The sequence below is a fragment of the Lachnoclostridium phytofermentans ISDg genome, assembly GCF_000018685.1.
In the GTDB taxonomy this organism is placed as follows: domain Bacteria; phylum Bacillota; class Clostridia; order Lachnospirales; family Lachnospiraceae; genus Lachnoclostridium; species Lachnoclostridium phytofermentans.
This window is the reverse complement of sequence record NC_010001.1, coordinates 2118819-2136370: the sequence shown is the minus strand read 5'-3', so window position 1 is coordinate 2136370 and position 17552 is coordinate 2118819. Positions and strand designations below refer to the sequence as shown.

14 protein-coding genes are annotated in these 17552 nt (G+C 36.5%); all 14 read right to left on the bottom strand.

Annotation, left to right across the window (positions count from 1 at the left end; genetic code table 11):
* Nucleotides 1-67: 67 nt before the first annotated feature.
* The 14 genes from CPHY_RS08990 to CPHY_RS20765 all read right to left on the bottom strand — a co-directional run bounded on the left by CPHY_RS08990 (nt 68) and on the right by CPHY_RS20765 (nt 17376).
* Nucleotides 68-1147, bottom strand: coding sequence for a hydrogenase large subunit (locus tag CPHY_RS08990; RefSeq protein ID WP_012199760.1), 1080 nt, complete (start codon nt 1145-1147; stop codon nt 68-70).
* Nucleotides 1147-1500, bottom strand: coding sequence for an NADH-quinone oxidoreductase subunit C (locus tag CPHY_RS08985; protein ID WP_012199759.1), 354 nt, complete (start codon nt 1498-1500; stop codon nt 1147-1149). Before CPHY_RS08985 ends, CPHY_RS08990 begins: the two co-directional genes overlap by 1 nt.
* 52 nt (nt 1501-1552) lie before the next feature.
* Nucleotides 1553-1987 carry an NADH-quinone oxidoreductase subunit B family protein gene (locus CPHY_RS08980; protein WP_012199758.1) on the bottom strand — a complete coding sequence of 145 codons (435 nt, stop codon included), beginning with the start codon at nt 1985-1987 and terminating at the stop codon, nt 1553-1555.
* A 93-nt stretch (nt 1988-2080) separates the two neighbouring features.
* Entirely contained in the window at nt 2081-2941 is an 861-nt protein-coding gene (locus CPHY_RS08975; RefSeq protein ID WP_012199757.1) for a respiratory chain complex I subunit 1 family protein, read from the bottom strand.
* On the bottom strand, nt 2941-4854 hold the full coding sequence (locus tag CPHY_RS08970) for an NADH-quinone oxidoreductase subunit 5 family protein (protein ID WP_012199756.1): 1914 nt from the start codon (nt 4852-4854) through the stop codon (nt 2941-2943). The genes CPHY_RS08975 and CPHY_RS08970 overlap by 1 nt, the downstream gene beginning before the upstream one ends.
* Nucleotides 4855-5195: 341 nt before the next feature.
* Entirely contained in the window at nt 5196-7637 is a 2442-nt protein-coding gene (gene ligD, locus CPHY_RS08965) for a DNA ligase D (RefSeq protein ID WP_012199755.1), read from the bottom strand.
* Nucleotides 7638-7641: 4 nt separating this feature from the next.
* Nucleotides 7642-8415, bottom strand: coding sequence for a non-homologous end joining protein Ku (gene ku / locus CPHY_RS08960; RefSeq protein ID WP_012199754.1), 774 nt, complete (start codon nt 8413-8415; stop codon nt 7642-7644).
* Nucleotides 8416-8845: 430 nt separating this feature from the next.
* Nucleotides 8846-9109, bottom strand: a complete 264-nt coding sequence (locus CPHY_RS08955) for a hypothetical protein (protein ID WP_012199753.1) — start codon at nt 9107-9109, stop codon at nt 8846-8848.
* Between the two features lie 152 nt (nt 9110-9261).
* On the bottom strand, nt 9262-10275 hold the full coding sequence (locus CPHY_RS08950; protein ID WP_157668690.1) for a hypothetical protein: 1014 nt from the start codon (nt 10273-10275) through the stop codon (nt 9262-9264).
* Between the two features lie 188 nt (nt 10276-10463).
* The gene (locus CPHY_RS08945) at nt 10464-10844 is read right to left on the bottom strand and encodes an iron chaperone (RefSeq protein ID WP_012199751.1); all 381 of its coding nucleotides are present in this window, start codon (nt 10842-10844) and stop codon (nt 10464-10466) included.
* Nucleotides 10845-10986: 142 nt separating this feature from the next.
* On the bottom strand, nt 10987-12378 hold the full coding sequence (locus tag CPHY_RS08940; RefSeq protein ID WP_157668688.1) for an MATE family efflux transporter: 1392 nt from the start codon (nt 12376-12378) through the stop codon (nt 10987-10989).
* Nucleotides 12379-12537: 159 nt separating this feature from the next.
* On the bottom strand, nt 12538-14058 hold the full coding sequence (locus CPHY_RS08935; protein ID WP_012199749.1) for an ABC transporter substrate-binding protein: 1521 nt from the start codon (nt 14056-14058) through the stop codon (nt 12538-12540).
* A 77-nt stretch (nt 14059-14135) separates the two neighbouring features.
* Nucleotides 14136-15662: a response regulator transcription factor gene (locus CPHY_RS08930; protein ID WP_012199748.1), complete on the bottom strand. Its 1527-nt coding sequence runs from the start codon at nt 15660-15662 to the stop codon at nt 14136-14138.
* Nucleotides 15655-17376, bottom strand: a complete 1722-nt coding sequence (locus CPHY_RS20765) for a sensor histidine kinase (RefSeq protein WP_012199747.1) — start codon at nt 17374-17376, stop codon at nt 15655-15657. The genes CPHY_RS08930 and CPHY_RS20765 overlap by 8 nt, the downstream gene beginning before the upstream one ends.
* Nucleotides 17377-17552: the final 176 nt, after the last annotated feature.

Genomic DNA, 17552 nt, shown 5'->3' with positions numbered 1-17552 from the left:
GTTCTTGCACGCTTTGATTACACAGGCACAATCTTAATGCGTGAAATATCATTTTCACGCTGCGCTCTTAGCGCTCTGTACAGCTGATACAAGGATCGATGGTCAGAACTAAAATCGGCACATCGGCAAGGTCACAGCCTTTGAGTGTCTCCAACAACGAAGGAACATTTGCAAAGGTAGGTGTTCTAACTCTTAAGCGATCAAGAAATTTAGAACCATTTGCCTTTGCATAATACACTACCTCCCCACGCGGTTGTTCTATACGAGTAAAATACTCACCAGACGGATTTCCGGTAACCTTTACCTTGATATCACCTTCTGGTATTAATTCTACACATTGTCTAATTAAGTCAATTGACTGGAATATCTCCCCGATTCTTACAGAAGTTCTAGCGTAGCTGTCACCTGCTGTATCAATGATCGGTTTAAACTTTAGCTTGTCATATGCCGCATAACCCTGGCATCTCATATCAGCTTCAACACCGCTGGCTCTTGCCATAGGACCAGCAGCACCTAAATCATAGGCCTGTTCCTTGGTTAGTACACCGACACCCTTGGTACGGCTCTTTACAGAGGAATCATTAAGGAATACATCTGTAAGTTCCTTTAACTCTTTCTCTACCTTATTTAAAATGGTGACAATCTTGGTAAGTGTCTCTGCATTGATATCCTTTCTTACACCACCCACATCACATACGGAAAAGATAACTCTTCCGCCTGTGGTTTCCTCAAAGATATCAAGAATCTGTTCTCTAATCTTCCAGGAATGCATAAACAAGCTTTCAAAGCCAAAAGCATCGGCAAGCAAACCAAGCCACAGGGTATGGCTGTGCATACGAGAAAGCTCAGCCCAAATCGTACGTAAGAACTTCGCTCTTTCAGGAATTTCCACATTCATGATGCTTTCGATTGTCATACAATAACCCATTCCGTGCATGAAAGAGCAGATACCGCAGATACGCTCAGCTACATAGGTATACTGCATAAAATCCTTCTTCTCAACCAGCTTTTCTAGGCCTCTGTGGATATATCCAATTCTAGGAATTGCTTCAACAACGGTTTCATCCTCAAGTACCAAATCCAGATGAATTGGCTCCGGAAGTACCGGATGCTGAGGACCAAAGGGTACTACTGTTCTCTTTCCCATTATTCCTCACCTGCCTTCTTAAACGGTGTCTCCACCGGTATTGTATAAAAATTATTATTATAATCAACTGAGATATTTACAATGTTTACGCCAAAAAGTTCTTTAATCTCATTTTCATATAGAAAAGCAGGAGAATAAATTAAACTGATGCTCGATAACTCGTCTTCTGCATTTGCAATAAATCTCAAGCTTACTAAATCATAGTTCTTATCAAAGGAATAGGAAAGCTCCGTGGCTCCGCCCGCTAGACCGGTAGCGGAAATAGCAACGATGCGGTATCCTTCACTCTTAAGACGCAGTGTCTCGGATAACAATTCCTTCGTTTCAATTGGTTGAATAGTATGTAGACCCATAACTTTTCCTCTCTGATTTCAATGTTAAAATTAAGTCACAGATTACGTAGACTCAATTTTTCTTTCTTGCATACTTTTGTTTCTCTTCCAGTATAGCAAGACCTTTTACGACACCATCAATGATTGCCTCTGGTCTTGCTGCGCAACCAGGTACATAAACATCAACAGGCAGCACCTTATCTACTCCCCCGGATACATTATAGCACTCTGCGAAGATGCCACCGGAATTTGCACAAATTCCTACTGCCACAACAATTTTCGGTTCTGCCATCTGCTCATATATTTGCTTAACTACAGGAATATTCTGCTCATTTACGCTACCGGTAATTAATAATATGTCGGCATGCTTTGGATTACCTGTATTAATAATTCCAAAACGTTCCACGTCATACAAAGGTGTCAGACAGGCAAGAACCTCGATATCGCACCCATTACAGCTGGATCCGTCATAATGTATAATCCAAGGTGATTTTTTTACAAACTTCATAGTTTTCCTCATTTCTGCATTGCTAATGTCTCGTTATGAGACAATGCACATATCAAGTTAATGGATACTACATTCCGTATTTTCTACTGCAAATCAGTGGAAGAAGGACAATACGATCAGGTTTAGTGTTGTCAGAACACCAGTAACAATCCATGAATATTTTAGGGTTTGCTGCCACTTATAGCGTGCAAAAGCATTGTCAATGACAATCTCAAGAAAATATACGACTAAGCAAGCAACTACTGCAAGTACGCGACTAAGCACTGAGGAGGTCGCAAAGAATACAAATACCAAGGTCAATGTAATGATAACCTCATACCAGTGGGTAATCTCAATTACTGCAAGATCTCTGCCGGAATACTCTGTGGTAATGCCCTTAACGATTTCCTGATGTCCATGATGTGACGTACTAAGATCAAAGGGTGATTTTCTAAGCTTAATGGTAATGATATAAATTAATCCAATGAATACGCCCGGAAGATAAATAATTGCAGGAACATCTTTGGCAATAATATTTTTTACAAAAAAGCTACCTTTCACATAATAAAGGCTTACACAAGTTAATAATACCATGGGTTCATAAGACATAATCTGAAGCAACTCACGCTCTGCACCAATGGTACTGTATGGGGATCTGGTGGAGTAACCTCCCAGAACAAAAAATACGGTGCCTAAGGTCAGGGCGAAAACAGCCAACAGCATATCTCCACCAACCAGTAATATCCCGGAGGTAAATACTACAAATACCAAGGATAAATATACATAAAAACGATGTAAGGAATTCACTTGAATAGATTCCTTTTGAATTAGCTTGAATACATCGTAAAAAGGCTGTAATACAGGCGGCCCTTGCCTTCCCTGCAATCTTGCAGTGATAACACGGTCAATCCCTGTCAAAAGACCGCCAACCAGCGGAGCTAAAATAATAAACAATATACCTAATAGAATAACCATTATGCAGCCAAGCCTCCAATTAGTAGAATTACACCGGCACACAGAAGACCGATTGAAATCAGATTACCCCAAAGAGTTAATCTCTTTACACCAAATATTCCTTCCATGTACCAGTTACGAAGGTCAACCTTTGTAGTATTCCCTAAGGAATCACGGAAGCTTTCATTATCTCCGGTATTTGCTCCTGCCATATAAACAAGTACCTTTCTGCGCTTTGTTCCGCGATAGATTGGAATAAAGCCGATAGGAAGAATAATCAGCATACTAAGCATAAATAGCATAATCTTAACATCGCTAGTACCAATCGGAATTAGGGCTTCCTTATGGAATAGCTGAGTTAAATATGGAACTAAAGCGTATTTTGATATTAATGGGAAGGTAAAGCAGGAAATCACAACAAGGGCAGCCTGAATAAAAATCGGGATGTGCTCATCCAAACTAAACTCATGCTTCTCATGATGTTTTTTCACTCTTGCTCTGGTTACCAATTTACCCATCCATTTTGTCCAGTAAAATAGTGTAGCAGCACTACCGTATGCAAGCATGATAACGATTACTATATTATTTGAATCCATAAAAGCCTTCATCGCCACCCATTTGGAAATCAACATACCAAACGGAGCCAAGAACATTCCGGCAATACCAATTATCATATAAACAGCAAGCTTATCAGATACACGGAACAGTAAACCCATATCCTCAACATTACGGCTGCCAATCTGGTGCTCAACAGAACCTACCGTAATAAACAGCAGGGATTTGGATACCGCATGGAAGATGATAAGCAAAATAGCAGCCCATAGGGATTCCTGCGTACCAATACTTGCACATATTACGATTAGACCAAGGTTGGCAATCGTTGAATATGCTAGAATCTTCTTTGCATCGCTTTGGGTGATTGCCATCAGGGAACAAGCTAGGAAGGTAACACCTCCGACAAGAGTTACAACACGTCCGACAGCGGAGTCACCAAGTAACGGAGCCAAACGGATGACAAGATATACACCTGCCTTCACCATTGTTGCAGAATGCAATAAGGCGGAAGAAGGTGTAGGAGCAACCATGGCACCTAACAGCCAACTTGAGAAAGGTAGCTGTGCTGACTTAGTCAGTGCGGCTATTGAAAGCAGAAATACGGGAATAAGTACTGCTACCTCCGGCTTCATGGCAACAAGAGTTGATAACTCCAAGACGCTAAATTTCATTCCTATATATACAATTGCCAAAGCAAAGGCTAGACCACCACCAAGGTTATAAACAAGTGCGCGGAACGCATTGTTCTTTGCTTCAGGTGTTTTAGTGTATCCAATTAATAAGAAGGAACATAATGTAGTAACCTCCCAACAGAAATATAAATATGTAAGATTATTACTTAATACCAGTCCAAACATGGCGGACAGGAATAAAAACAGAATGGATAAGAAAAAGTTCTTTCTTACCGGAATATCCGTATGATGCTCATGATATGCTTTCATATAGCCTACTGCATACAGTGCAATCATACTTCCTACGATTCCAATAATCAGAATCATGATAGCTGAAAGCTTATCAAGAATAAAGGCATGCTCAACTTCAATTCCATTCTTTTGGGTAAATTCAAACCACAGAATCATTGATGTTTGAGTCAAAGAAAAAACAGATACCAGATACTTTTTATTCTTGAAACCGATTGTAATAACAAAAATCGCTACCGCAATCTCAACAAAGACCATTATGTAATCCATAATTTCCTCATGAGGATAATTGAACGATATTCCGTCATTAAAATAAAGTACTACCACCGCTAATGTCAGTACAGCGGTAATTACGGCACCAATGCGTACAAGCATGTCTCTTACTGTGTTATTCTTTGTAAGGAATATCAACAGGGCCGCTAAAAGAGGGAAAACGATTAATACTGTGATTGCATTCATTTTACGTCACCTTACTTAAGTTATTTGAGTACCTATAATGATAATAGCAAAAAATCAATATGCATAAGGTAATAGCTTGATTAACAACTCAATGCATCATTGATATAAAGCCTCAATGATTATAGCACCAGGTGTAACCATTGACAACGAACGTTATAAAATAGACAAACCTACATTTTTAGGAAATTTAACGCGAGTTACGCTGTTTAGCTACAAAGCAGTATGCTCTCTTTTGAACTATCGAAAAGTCAAAAAACAAAGACATCAAAATATTGCTATCTTGATGCCTTTGAATTATCCTGTATAATCATGATTAAGATATTACTTACTATAAAGAGATGTTATTTAAGCATCTGATTATTCTGGAAAAAATCTTTCCAAGGGTCTTTGCCGTTTAACCTCAAAAGTGCATCCGCCATAGTGATGCCGTCGGGAGCAACTGTGTCAAGTTCCTCCCATGCAATAGGCATGGAAACCCTTGCACCTTTCCTCGCCCTTACGGAATAGGGAGCGACACTTGTAGCGCCTCTACCATTTCGAATCCAATCAATAAATATCTTATCTGTACGCTTAGCCTTTCTGACATTACTTGTGTATCTGTCAGGCCACTTCTTCTCCATAACTTCGGCAACCCGCCTTGCAAAATCGTTAAACACATTCCAATTAACAACCGGTTTTAAAGGGACTACTACATGATATCCTTTGCCGCCACTGGTCTTGAGATACGAGTTCAAACAAAGTTCGTTAAGAATACTTCTAACATCCAGTACTCCCTGGCGGACCTGGCTTAGATCCATTCCTTCATCCGGATCCAAATCAAATACCATCACATCAGGCTTTTCAAGCTCATCGATACGGCTTCCCCAGGTATGAAATTCTAGTGTACCCATCTGCACTTCAGAGATAAGCCCTGAAATATTCTCAATATAGAAGTAATCTTCTGTCTCCCCACTGCTGGTAGTAATGGGAATTGTAATAATCCCTTTGCTTCCCGCACCGGGATGCTTCTTATAAAAGCATGTCTGTGAAACTCCTTTGGGACAGCGTACAATGCTGAGAACCCTGTGACTCACATACGGCAGCATAAGCTCCGAAACCTTTTCATAATACTGAACCACATCTAACTTTGTGATTACAGGGTCATCAAACATCACTTTATCCGGATTGGAAATTTTAATTCCTTCGATAATAATACTGTTTGCATTTACTCCCATTGGTTTCTCCACTTCTTTTTCAGAGGATTGGGACTGTATTTCCTCCTCCGGCTTTTCCCTTTTTATATCCATAGGATCCTTATCTGTTCGTATACCTTTAAAGCTTGCCTGTCTTAATAGATTGTCTTTCGTCCATTCAGCAAATTTGATTTCCGCAACCAGCTTTGGCTCAAGCCATGTAATCTTTTCATTAGACTTAGGACTAGGTGCAGTTTTAAAAACCGGGGCCATCCTCTTTATGTTCTCAAATTTTTCCTCAAGAGTTTTCATATCAGACTCACTTAGCCCAGTACCGGCACGTCCGGCAAAGACCAATTCCTCACCTTCATAGACGCCAAGGAGAAGAGAACTTATTCCCCATACCTTTTTGTCGGAAAGTGTATATCCTCCAATGACAAATTCCTGTCTTTTATCACATTTGAGTTTAATCCAGTCACCATTCCTGGTTCCGCTGTAGATGGAATCGGCTTTTTTACCTACGATTCCTTCCATATCTGACGCACAGGCTACCGCAAAGCTTTCCTTTCCGTTCCCTCTAACATATCGACTATAGTAGAGGTTTTTAGGGGCATCCTTCATCAAAGCTTCAAGCATTTCTTTTCTATGAATCAAAGGTTGTCCTCGAAGATCCGCACCATTAAGTGCAAGAAGATCAAAAACAATATACGTTAGATTTTGGCCCTTGGGATTCTTCATATAGTTTTGCAGAGCCTGGAAATCTGTTTTGCCCGATGGGTCTGTAACTACCATTTCTCCATCCAGTACCATCGCCCTTCCAGCAGCAAGGTCAATAAGCGAAGTGGCAACATCATGAAACCGCCTCATATAGTCATTACCATTTCTGGTGATTAGACGTACACTGTTTCCTTCCACAAACGCAATAATTCGATAGCCATCATATTTCAACTCATAGAGCCAGTCCTCACCCTCAGGGACCGTATTAACTAATTTGGCGAGCTGAGCATCCACCATATGGAAGGGGTTTCTCATGATTTTTTCTTCTTCCCCTTCTTCGATTTCCTTCATGGTGCGTCCAGTTCTGATACTGGTGATAAATTCGGATATCCCATCCGTATTTTTAACATACTCATCTTTTTCTTTCAGTAAAAGCCAGTTATCCTTTGCTTCACTGGCCTTTGCTTTCAGCCGGACCAAGGCCCACTTTCCCTTAAGCCGCTTTCCTTTCAGAACAAATTTCAGCATGCCTTCACGGAGTCCTTCCTCGACATTTCCTTGAGGTTCCCAAAAGCCTTCATCCCAGAGCATGACTACTCCACCGCCGTACTCCCCTTTTGGAATAGTTCCCTCAAAGTTCCTATATTCCAGAGGATGGTCTTCCACCTGTACGGCGAGCCTCTTATCATGTGTATCAAAAGATGGTCCCTTAGGTACTGCCCAACTCAAAAGAACTTCATTCCATTCCAGTCGAAAATCATAGTGCTCTTTACGGGCCATATGGTGCTGGATGACAAATCTTAGACTTTCTTCAGAATCTTCTGTTTTTCCTTCCGGCTCTAAGGTTCTTTCAAAGTTCCTTTTTTGGTTGTACTCATTTAGTTTTGTAGTCATAAAATCACGCCGTTTCCTTGTCTTTCTGTGCTTTCTCCACACTGGCTTTGAGAGCTTCCATGAGGTCAATTACTTTACCGGCACTTTCTGGTTCTGCGGCGACAATCTCCTTACCAGAAATTTTTGTCTCAATAAGGGAGCGCAGTCTCTCCTGATATTCATCTTTATATTTCGATGGATCAAAAGGTGTATCCATGGAGTTGATCAACAATTTAGCCATATTAAACTCCTGTTCGTTTACCTCAGGCTTCGTATACTGTTTTTGAATCGCTTTGATGTCATCAGCATAAAACATCGTGGAAATAAGGATACCATCCTCCCGAGGGATAATCGCCATTAGTGTGTCCTTTGTACCCATAACAGTCTTACCTATAGCTATTTTCTGTTCTGCCATCAGTGCGGAGCGGAGCAACTCGAAGGCTTTTTCACCCCCTGTCTCAGGTACAGCCTGATAGGTTTTTTCATAGTAAACGGGGGAAATCTGGTTTAATTGTGCGAAGTGTAGAATCTGAATGGATTTTTCTTTTTCTGTCTTGATTTTTTCAATCTCCTCATCTGTGATGACAACATACTTGTCATCATCATACTCGTAGCCCTTTACAATGTCCTCCGTTTTAACCTCCTTACCACAGTGTGCACAGGTCTTCTTATATCGAATACGGCTATTATCTTCTTTATGAAGCTGATTGAAACGGATGTCATTGTCCGTTGTGGTCGTGTACATCCCAATCGGGATCGCTACCATACCGAAAGTTATGACTGATTTACGTGATATCATAATGTAAACACCTCCAAGGATATTGTTTCCAACTAAATTATTAGTATTCTGCTATAATTCATTAGATAATATACCCTCTTATCGTCCATTATTTCTTTTTCAATTTGCCAATTGTGCGATTTATAAGTATTGATTTTGTACGTTTTAAAGTCAAAGGTAGTTCATGATATCTCATTTTTATTTATATATAAAAATAAGTCCGCCTTAAGCTTTTGTTTAGCTTAGAGCGAACTATTTATATTTTATCTGTTTTTCTTTTTCAGAAAAAATTGTGGGTTTCACATGCCTTAAGGATACAAAAAAAGATACCTCTTAAATATGGTAAGACCTTATCATCATTTTTTTCCCCAAATGCAGTCATTCATATCATGTAGTAGCGGTAGAGAAGAACGAAGTAATTACTAGTTTTTCATAAATTCCTTTATTTTTTCTACAATAGAAGTATTTTGTAATCAAATATAGGAGAAGCCACACCTGATCCGGATAACAATACGATTGTAGCCTCCGTATCTGATTTCTTACCTTCAACATATACATTCATGTTATAACCATCAACTTCAACCGATGTTCCAACATGCGTTATTTTATCCTTTTCAATTTTTAGCATGATATGATGATATATTACTGCAATCACAAAAAATATGATTAAACAACAAAAGATTAAAATCGATATTTTTTTAATAATTCTCAACATTTTAGTTCTCCCCTAACAAAATCGTCCCAATGACCTTTGTCTTTCTCTTAGATTATGTCAAAATTTTATTATTGATTAGAACAAATCATTTATCACTAAATACATAGAATAATTTGAGCCAGCAATCAATTTAATTATCTTCTAAAATATTATTACTCAGATAGCATTACGAATCCATTCATAAACCCTTCTTCTGGAGAAAAAATACGTTTCACTTCTTCTGTCTTTCTATTGTATTGATAGATTCCCCAGGTATCATCTGAACCAACTCCTCGAAAATAAAGTGCATCTTGATAGGCACAAAGGGTATCTCCGATATACATTAACTCATCAATATTTTTTTCAGGTTTTAATTTCTGGTCTTTGATATCCCATGTATAGCTAGCGTATTCAACATTATCATCATTGATGGATCGATCTGCCTCAGTAAAAAATAGTCCATACTCATTAGAGTAGCAAAATCTTCGGATTAACTTTTTATCTGTCTTTACTATCAAGGATGGATTTAAAAAATCCTTACTAAAATCGTAAATATAATAGTCTGGAGGAATAAACGTCGTCTGATTTGTATTCGCTATATCCATTGCTTTCTCATCCTCGCTTTTTAAAAAAGCAACACCAAACAAGGAATCACTAACAGCATCATAGGAAATTAAAGCAAAATTGAAATCTGAATCTAAATTCGGTTCTATTAACTTGTTTTCTGTAAGAGAATAATACATGATATGCAATTCTCTTGTCCGTCGTTTTTTTGCTATCAAATAAATTTTATCCGTAGTAGGAATAATATCATTGATGGCAAATAGACTCGTTGTTAGCTGTTTTGTCTCTTTTGAATCTAAATTATAAGAGAATAATTCATCTCCATAATTCCCTGCTTCATTATAGACTCTTTCCGAATAATAGATGCTATTATGTTCTTTGCTATAAACACCTAACGCATATTGAGAGGTGTAATCAATCGTTGTATCGGTTTCCTCCATTTCCCCTGTGCTTAAGTCGTAAGTATAACTACTAATAGAGATGCCACTTTCTACAGAGGAATTTTCATCCTCCCTAGGAATCGTAATTGATAAATAATAGTTGTTACCTGACTTATGTTTGCTTGAACACGCAGATAATGTAATCAGAAGCAATAATAATAAAATGATTTGTAGTTTCCTCAACACTATACCCTCCTATTCTTATCATCAATCCTAGGTACTAGCTTACACTTTTCGTTGTGTGAAAGTGATACTATCTATACTATAATAGTATAACTTTCTGCTTTTTATATCAACTTAATCTGTCCAAAATGATCGCTGTAAGCCCATCATTTCCCATTATCTGTCATTATTGGAGAACTTCGTGCAGGTTAGTAACATGATGTGTCACCGCCTGCTCTCCATATATCAATCGTCTGTTTGATAAAAGTTTCCAGTCCGGTATTTGAAATATCAATGGATTTTTTTATACGAATACAGCCTTTTCCGTAACTAAATTTCTCCAGTAATATATCTGAATTCTCTACTTTTTCTATTGTACCTACATATAAACTAACATAAGATTTTTGTGCATTCAAATAAAAGACTTTTATTAACTCATTGCCATAGCTTAACATTTTATAATGAATGCTTTCTACCAGCTCAGGAGCATATTCCAAAATTATACGTCTGATATCTAATAACCTCTCTTTTCTCCAATCATTCTCCAGTAAATCCAAATATTCCTCTGGCTTTTTTGCTTCATACTGCATTATTATTCTCCTGTCATGATATTTCCTGTAAATCTGTCATAATATAGAAACGCATCTCTACTAAATGATATCCTTCCAGCGTATCTGCAAAACAGTTTTGTAGTGCATGGATCAGAACATCCCTTTAAGTAAGATATTTTTTTCATTTTATCACTTTTTTTAACAACCATACACCCGATCGATATCGTAAATAAAAAATCAGAGCCCGTACCACCCATTCAAATCCCATGCAGATCCAAACGCCTTGTACACCAAAGCCAAGTTTGATTGTAAATATATAACCAAGACCTACACGGACACTCCACATAGTAATCAGAGAAACCAATGAACTAAACGTTGCATCCCCAGTTGATCGAAGTACACATGGCATTACATAGGAATATGACCAAAAAAACGGCATAGGGATTATAGCGATAAGCAATAGTTTATTAATTATAGAAAGCGTTTCTTCCGGTGCCTGATACAAATTTAATATTATCGGCATCAACGGAAATAGTACAATGATTGAAACTATTGAGATTACAGTTCCAAGCCTAACCATTATCATACCGTAATGTCGTGCTAATGAATCGTCATCAGCACCTATGCATTGTCCCACAATGGTAGTCGCTAATGTACCCACACCAAGTCCTGCAGAATATAGAATAGAAAATGCTGAATTTGCAATGGCATTTGCTGCTATGTATATTGTACCTAGGCTCACGATGTAGGTTTGTACTATCATGCTCCCAGCGTTAAAAAATACTTGCTCAAGTGCAAATGGAATTCCAAGTTTGAACACCGAATTTAAAATCGGTCTGTTGATTCTAAAAATATTACGAGGATAGATTCGTAATATACTCTTGGGATACATTAATAACCAGACTGCTACCACACTACCAATGAGTCGTGCTATATTAAGCGAAAGCGTTGTTCCAAAGATATCAAGATGCATAACATTCAAAAACAACATGCTTGCTAACAAATGTATCACATTAATAATAATCGTTAACCACAAACATATCTTTGTCGCACCCATGCCACGAAATATCGCAAATGCCCCCATATAAACAGAAAGAAATATCTGTGATATGGCTACACCAATAAGATAACCACGTGCTTTATTGATAACAATTGGATCAGCCGCACCAAACATCCGCCGCACCAGTACGTCTGAAAATGCTACCAGTATTATGCAAGAAGCAATCGCCACCAAAAATGTTGCCAGCATGACCTGCCCTGCAGCTTCTCGGATTTTTGCTTCATTACCACTCCCCTTATACTGTGCAACAATTACTGTACCGCCCACGGAAATTGCACTAAAAATAGACCACATTATCAGAGACAATGGGTTTATCATACTAACTGCTGAAACAGATTCTTGACTGGAAGAACTAATCATAGCAGTTGTCAGTAAAATGATTACATTTATGAAGAATGAATCCAATATCAGTGGAATTAACATAGTAAAAATCTTTTTATATGTAAACAGCTTACTGCCAAGTTGTCGTTCCAAAAAAAGATCTACTTTTGAGCCGGACTTCAATAACTTCATTTTATGTCTCATATTAAATTGCATATGGTATCGCTCCTTTATAATACCATCATAATCATTTCAAAATATGAAAACAAGCGATATTCTTGTTGTTTTTTGATTATTGATAGCTACTTTGGAATCCATAGCCTTGGCATTTCCACATGAAATATGAAAAGCCTATTGTCCGTTCATCTTCCATTCATCTAATTGAATTTGAATCTCTTCTTGTATTTTATCTATTCCATTTTCTTTTAGTTTTTGTTGCAATTTAGGTAAAATATCATCCGGTTCTACACTACCGGTATAAAGTGGCGGAACAAATTCATTCATTACGCTTTTAATTTTCTCTATTTGAGAGCTCACAGCATCTGAATCAAAATCAAAGCCGAACGTTGGTGCTGTCTCTGCATTCTTATTTAATTCTCTGAACTTCTGCCATTTATCAAGAGGTTCTCCCTCAGGAACATAAGTATTAAATAGACCACCTTGCACCCAATAAGGAACATCATAACGTTTCATATTGTCATTATTATATCTAATTTTAAATGGATAAACATGATCCGAACCTTCGACACTTCTTAATTCATCATCACTAGCATTTACTTTATCGTAATGTACACCTTCTATTCCATAATTAATCAAATTACGCAAATACTCATCGGTGTTTAATAGATTTAAAAATTGGATTGCTTTTTCTGGGTGCTTTGATGTTCTTGAGATCGCTGTCATGGCACCACGTGCCGAATAATTAGAAATTTTTGTTTCCATGATCGTACTTGTCACTACTTCATAACCAAGGTTTCTTGACCAAATTCGATCCGCATATGGCTGCCCATCACCCTTCGTTACAAAGCGCTTCACGGTTTTATCATCTGAGATTGTGGCTGCATTCCAATTAATATATTTTTTTAAATAATACTCTCGAAGTGTTCTTAAGGTTGATTTCATGGTTTCTGTTTCAAACAAATTACTAACAATTAGATTATTCGTATCATAGGAATACTCAATGCCTAATGGATATATAATTTCATCCATATAAATCGGAGGGCAGAAATCTTTGGTTAAATATAGCGGAATAACATCTGGTTCATTCTCTTTTATTAATTTTAACCATGGTTCTAAATCTTCTAACGTATGAAGCTTTTCATACGGAATTTGATATTTGTCAACATACTCTTTGGTAAATGTCCACATTGGCATATTTACAATCTCTTTTTCACTCGGTACTGCATAAATCTTTCCATGTACCTCTGCGGCTTCCCAAAACCTTAAGTCAATATTCTGAAGCATCTCCTTTCCATATACAGGTAGTAAATCATCCAACGACAAAAAAGCACCTTTTTGTGCATTCTGTGAAAAATCATTCGCCCATGAACTCGTAAACATTAAATCAAAAGGCTCTCCGGCATTGATAACTAGCTGTGTTTTATGATTATAATCCACCCATCCAATATACTTAATTTTTATTATGACCCCAATTTTATCCTTTATATAATCATTGACTGTTTTAAGAACTAAATCACCATCCTCTTGAGGTGCACCTAGTTGATACCATATTAGTTCCACAACTTTATTTTGTTTAGAGACTTCATTCTGAGTATAGACTTCATCCTCACTCCTGAGGCTACATCCTATCATCATAACAATTATTGAAATAATACCTAGTGTTGAGATTATAACCCTTAAGCTATCTTTCATCGTATTCTACCTCTCTCCTGATAACTTTACTTTTTATGTCTTTTCAACTAGTATTACTAAACAACTTATTGGAAGTACTAATATTGTTTAAGTTCTCTTAATGAAGCTGGTGATGTGCCGTAGCACTGTTTGAATTTTCTATAGAAGTAACTTACGTCCGGATAACCAACTTCCTTAGCAATGTCATTAATTTTTAGATTGGTATTTAATATTAAATCTTTTGCTTTCGAATTCTTCATATTCGTTAAATATTGAGAGAAAGGCACCCCTACCTCCTTCTGAAATATTTGACCTAAATATGAAGTATTCATACAATACTTTTGCGCTAGAACTTTCAAATTAATATCTTCTTTATAACACTCTTCTAGATCGCTTAAGATTTGTCTAACTACAGGTGTATACTGCGAATCTCCTATATTGATGCAATCTATAATCTCCATGATTTCAATTAAAAAGATAGATTTGATATCAGAAAGGTCGTCCGCTTTGAAAAGCTCTTCAATTACTTCTACCAAATTCTTAATGTTATTATCATAAGATAGTTTGAATTCGCGGACCACACGTTGAAGTGATAATGCCAGTTTAATTGCTAAATGATATACTGCATCACTTGTTATCTTTTCTTTTTCAATATGATTCCTAAATAAATCATCAATATATTTACTGATTCCAGTTCTATCTTTTGCTAAAATTAACTTATCGATTAAGCTCTCATCCAGACTAATCTCTGTTGATTTTCTTCCACTACAATATCTCTTATCAATACTATTGCCGTAACCAGCTATGATAAGGTACTTTTGTAGTTTTTTCGTTTCTTGAAAAGCCCCGCAAATACCATCTAAATCATGAAATATAGAACTGATTGTAATAAAGGTTGTGATCTCATAAAATGCCTCTATCTGAGACTGCACTTCTTCCATTCTGTCTCTTGCGTAATTATAATCCATCTGATTACTTTGAAAGATAATAAGAAATTCATCCTTGTCGTAAATTAAAGTCTGCAAATCTAATTCTATGAATTTTTTACCGATAAAACTAGTAATTCCATCTAATTCCTTCCCGTTTCTATCTCTTGGCTTCAATTTTACATTAGCTACAATGGCAAAAGGTTTATCTATCCGGAGACCTGTTTCCTTGATAAAGGTATCTTTACCCTCTTTCATTTGCCCTGATAGAAACTTTAATAACTTCTGCTGAGAAGCAATCGTATATTTGCTTTCATTATCAATCGTAATCAATTTATGTACTGTTTGATTTAGCACATCATGCAGCTTTTCCTCGTTAATTGGTTTCAATATGTAATTTTCTACACTAAGAGGAATTGCTTTCTGTGCATATGTAAAATCGTCATAACCACTTAATATAATAAATCGAGTTCGCTTATTTTCACTTCTTATTTGAGAAAGAAATTCTAAACCACTCATCACCGGCATGTTGATATCGGTAATAATAATGTCAACTGCTTCCTTTTCCAACATAGAAAGAGCTTCTTGTCCATTATGTGCTAACCATACCACCTCAAGCCCAAGTTCATCCCAATCAATAATTTTATTAATACCTGCAAGAATAATATCTTCATCTTCTGCAATTAATACTTTATACATTAGATTCCCCCCTAAATGGAATTTTTATTGTTACAATCAATCCATTTGGATTATTCTGTCTAATTCCTAGACCATAATCATTGCCGTAAGTAGCTACCATACGACGATGAACATTTAATAAACCAATTGACCCCTGGCTATTCCCCCCGTGATTCATTTCATTTAGCTTATCAAGTATTTGATCCTCCGCCATTCCCTTGCCATTATCTTTAATTTCAATGATTAAATCATTCTTAGCCTCATATATATTGATACTTAATGTATTATTTTCATCCTCTAGTCTAATGCCATGAACAAAATAATTTTCTATAATAGGCTGAATGATGAATTTTATGATTGGAACCTGTATGTAAATTTCGGGAAAATTTAATTCAAATTTAAATTTATTTTTGTATCTGAATTCAAAAAGTTCTACATACTTTTTACAGTAATAAACTTCCTTTGCTAATGTGATTATGTTATCCTCTTTTATTTGACTTCGAAATACCACTGACAGACCATACAGCATCTTTCCTACTTCTTTATCATCATTACAGATTGCTTGCATACGAATAGCTTCTAGAGTGTTATATAAGAAGTGAGGATTAATTTGGCTTTGCAAGGCCTGCATTTCCGCGGTTTTTTGTTCTATTTGTGCGATGTAGCTCTTCTGTATATAAGAATCAAGATTACAGCACATTTCATTAAAATATTCAGAGATAATATCAAGCTCATCTTCATGCCCAACTTCTAGCTGAATATTTAGATCACCTTCCATAGCTTTTTCCATACCGGCTAATATTTTATTCAACCTTGTGGTAAGCTTTCTAAGACGCCAATTAACGATATTACTGCCAATAAACAACAATAAAAGCCCCACTAAGACGAACATGATGTAATCAGCAATTGGTATGATGCCGAATTCTTTGTTATCAATATAGGTAATATAATTAATATCCTTTTTATGCTGACGATAGTATTTAACACCGTAGGAAGACTCAAAATTGCCCTTTTCTACAATTGATGCAACATCAACATCTTGAAATTTTTCTTTTTCTGTAGTATATAAGATATCGCCAGAGTCCAAATATACTAACATTTTTACTTTGTTGTAACGCTTTTCAAATTTTGCAGAACCACTCTTATCAAATGCTACTTGAATATAACCTATTGTTTTAAAGGTGCTGGGATCTTGAATAATATTTTGGAAAATGATACTGTCATCAATAACCAACGTTTTTTCATTAAGCATATCTCGTTGCAATTCATACACAGCATTTCTTAAGCTACCATCTACCTCATACTTATGCATGACACTATTCTTGATACTTATTAATGCTATGTTTTTTATATTAGAATATCTTGATATGGCCTCACTCATAAATGAATTGACTCCCATGAAATCAACTCCTTTATTATCCGTATAGTACCCTAACTTTTTATTGTAATATTCTTCTAAAGATAAATCTAATAACCATATAACATCTTGTAGTTGCTGTCTGTTTAGATATAGACTATGGTGTATATCCTCTGCAATGGAAGCAGTTTCTTCGAGGTATTCATACACATCCTGGTTCATACTTTTCATATTCTCTAAATCATTAAACCGCGCTTCTTTATGAAAATTAGCAATGATATAAAATTCCATAGCTACAATGATACCTATCAGTACTAACATGTACGTTATAATAAGTCTCGTATATATATTTCTTGTGTTTCGATTCAAATTTTTCACGTTCGTACATTAACCTCCCTTCCATATCATTCTACATTTTATGGATAGATTCAGCAACAAGATTTATAAGAAATTCACTTATACGAAGACAAGGAAAAGCGCTCTTTACTACTTTTCCTTACTGTAAACAAAATGGACCAGTCTACTGCTCCACTTGTTATGATTATACGCAAAAA

Bases quoted from the DNA above. Each gene is read 5' to 3' on its own strand.
- CPHY_RS08975 (WP_012199757.1), bottom strand. From the start codon at position 2,941: ATGGTTATTCTATTAGGTATATTGTTTATTATTTTAGCTCCGCTGGTT.
- CPHY_RS08985 (WP_012199759.1), bottom strand. From the start codon at position 1,500: ATGGGTCTACATACTATTCAACCAATTGAAACGAAGGAATTGTTATCC.
- CPHY_RS08990 (WP_012199760.1), bottom strand. From the start codon at position 1,147: ATGGGAAAGAGAACAGTAGTACCCTTTGGTCCTCAGCATCCGGTACTT.
- ligD (WP_012199755.1), bottom strand. From the start codon at position 7,637: ATGACTACAAAACTAAATGAGTACAACCAAAAAAGGAACTTTGAAAGA.
- CPHY_RS08940 (WP_157668688.1), bottom strand. From the start codon at position 12,378: ATGAAGTTATTGAAGTCCGGCTCAAAAGTAGATCTTTTTTTGGAACGA.
- CPHY_RS08930 (WP_012199748.1), bottom strand. From the start codon at position 15,662: ATGTATAAAGTATTAATTGCAGAAGATGAAGATATTATTCTTGCAGGT.
- CPHY_RS08945 (WP_012199751.1), bottom strand. From the start codon at position 10,844: ATGCAGTATGAAGCAAAAAAGCCAGAGGAATATTTGGATTTACTGGAG.
- CPHY_RS08935 (WP_012199749.1), bottom strand. From the start codon at position 14,058: ATGAAAGATAGCTTAAGGGTTATAATCTCAACACTAGGTATTATTTCA.
- CPHY_RS08955 (WP_012199753.1), bottom strand. From the start codon at position 9,109: ATGTTGAGAATTATTAAAAAAATATCGATTTTAATCTTTTGTTGTTTA.
- ku (WP_012199754.1), bottom strand. From the start codon at position 8,415: ATGATATCACGTAAATCAGTCATAACTTTCGGTATGGTAGCGATCCCG.
- CPHY_RS08970 (WP_012199756.1), bottom strand. From the start codon at position 4,854: ATGAATGCAATCACAGTATTAATCGTTTTCCCTCTTTTAGCGGCCCTG.
- CPHY_RS08980 (WP_012199758.1), bottom strand. From the start codon at position 1,987: ATGAAGTTTGTAAAAAAATCACCTTGGATTATACATTATGACGGATCC.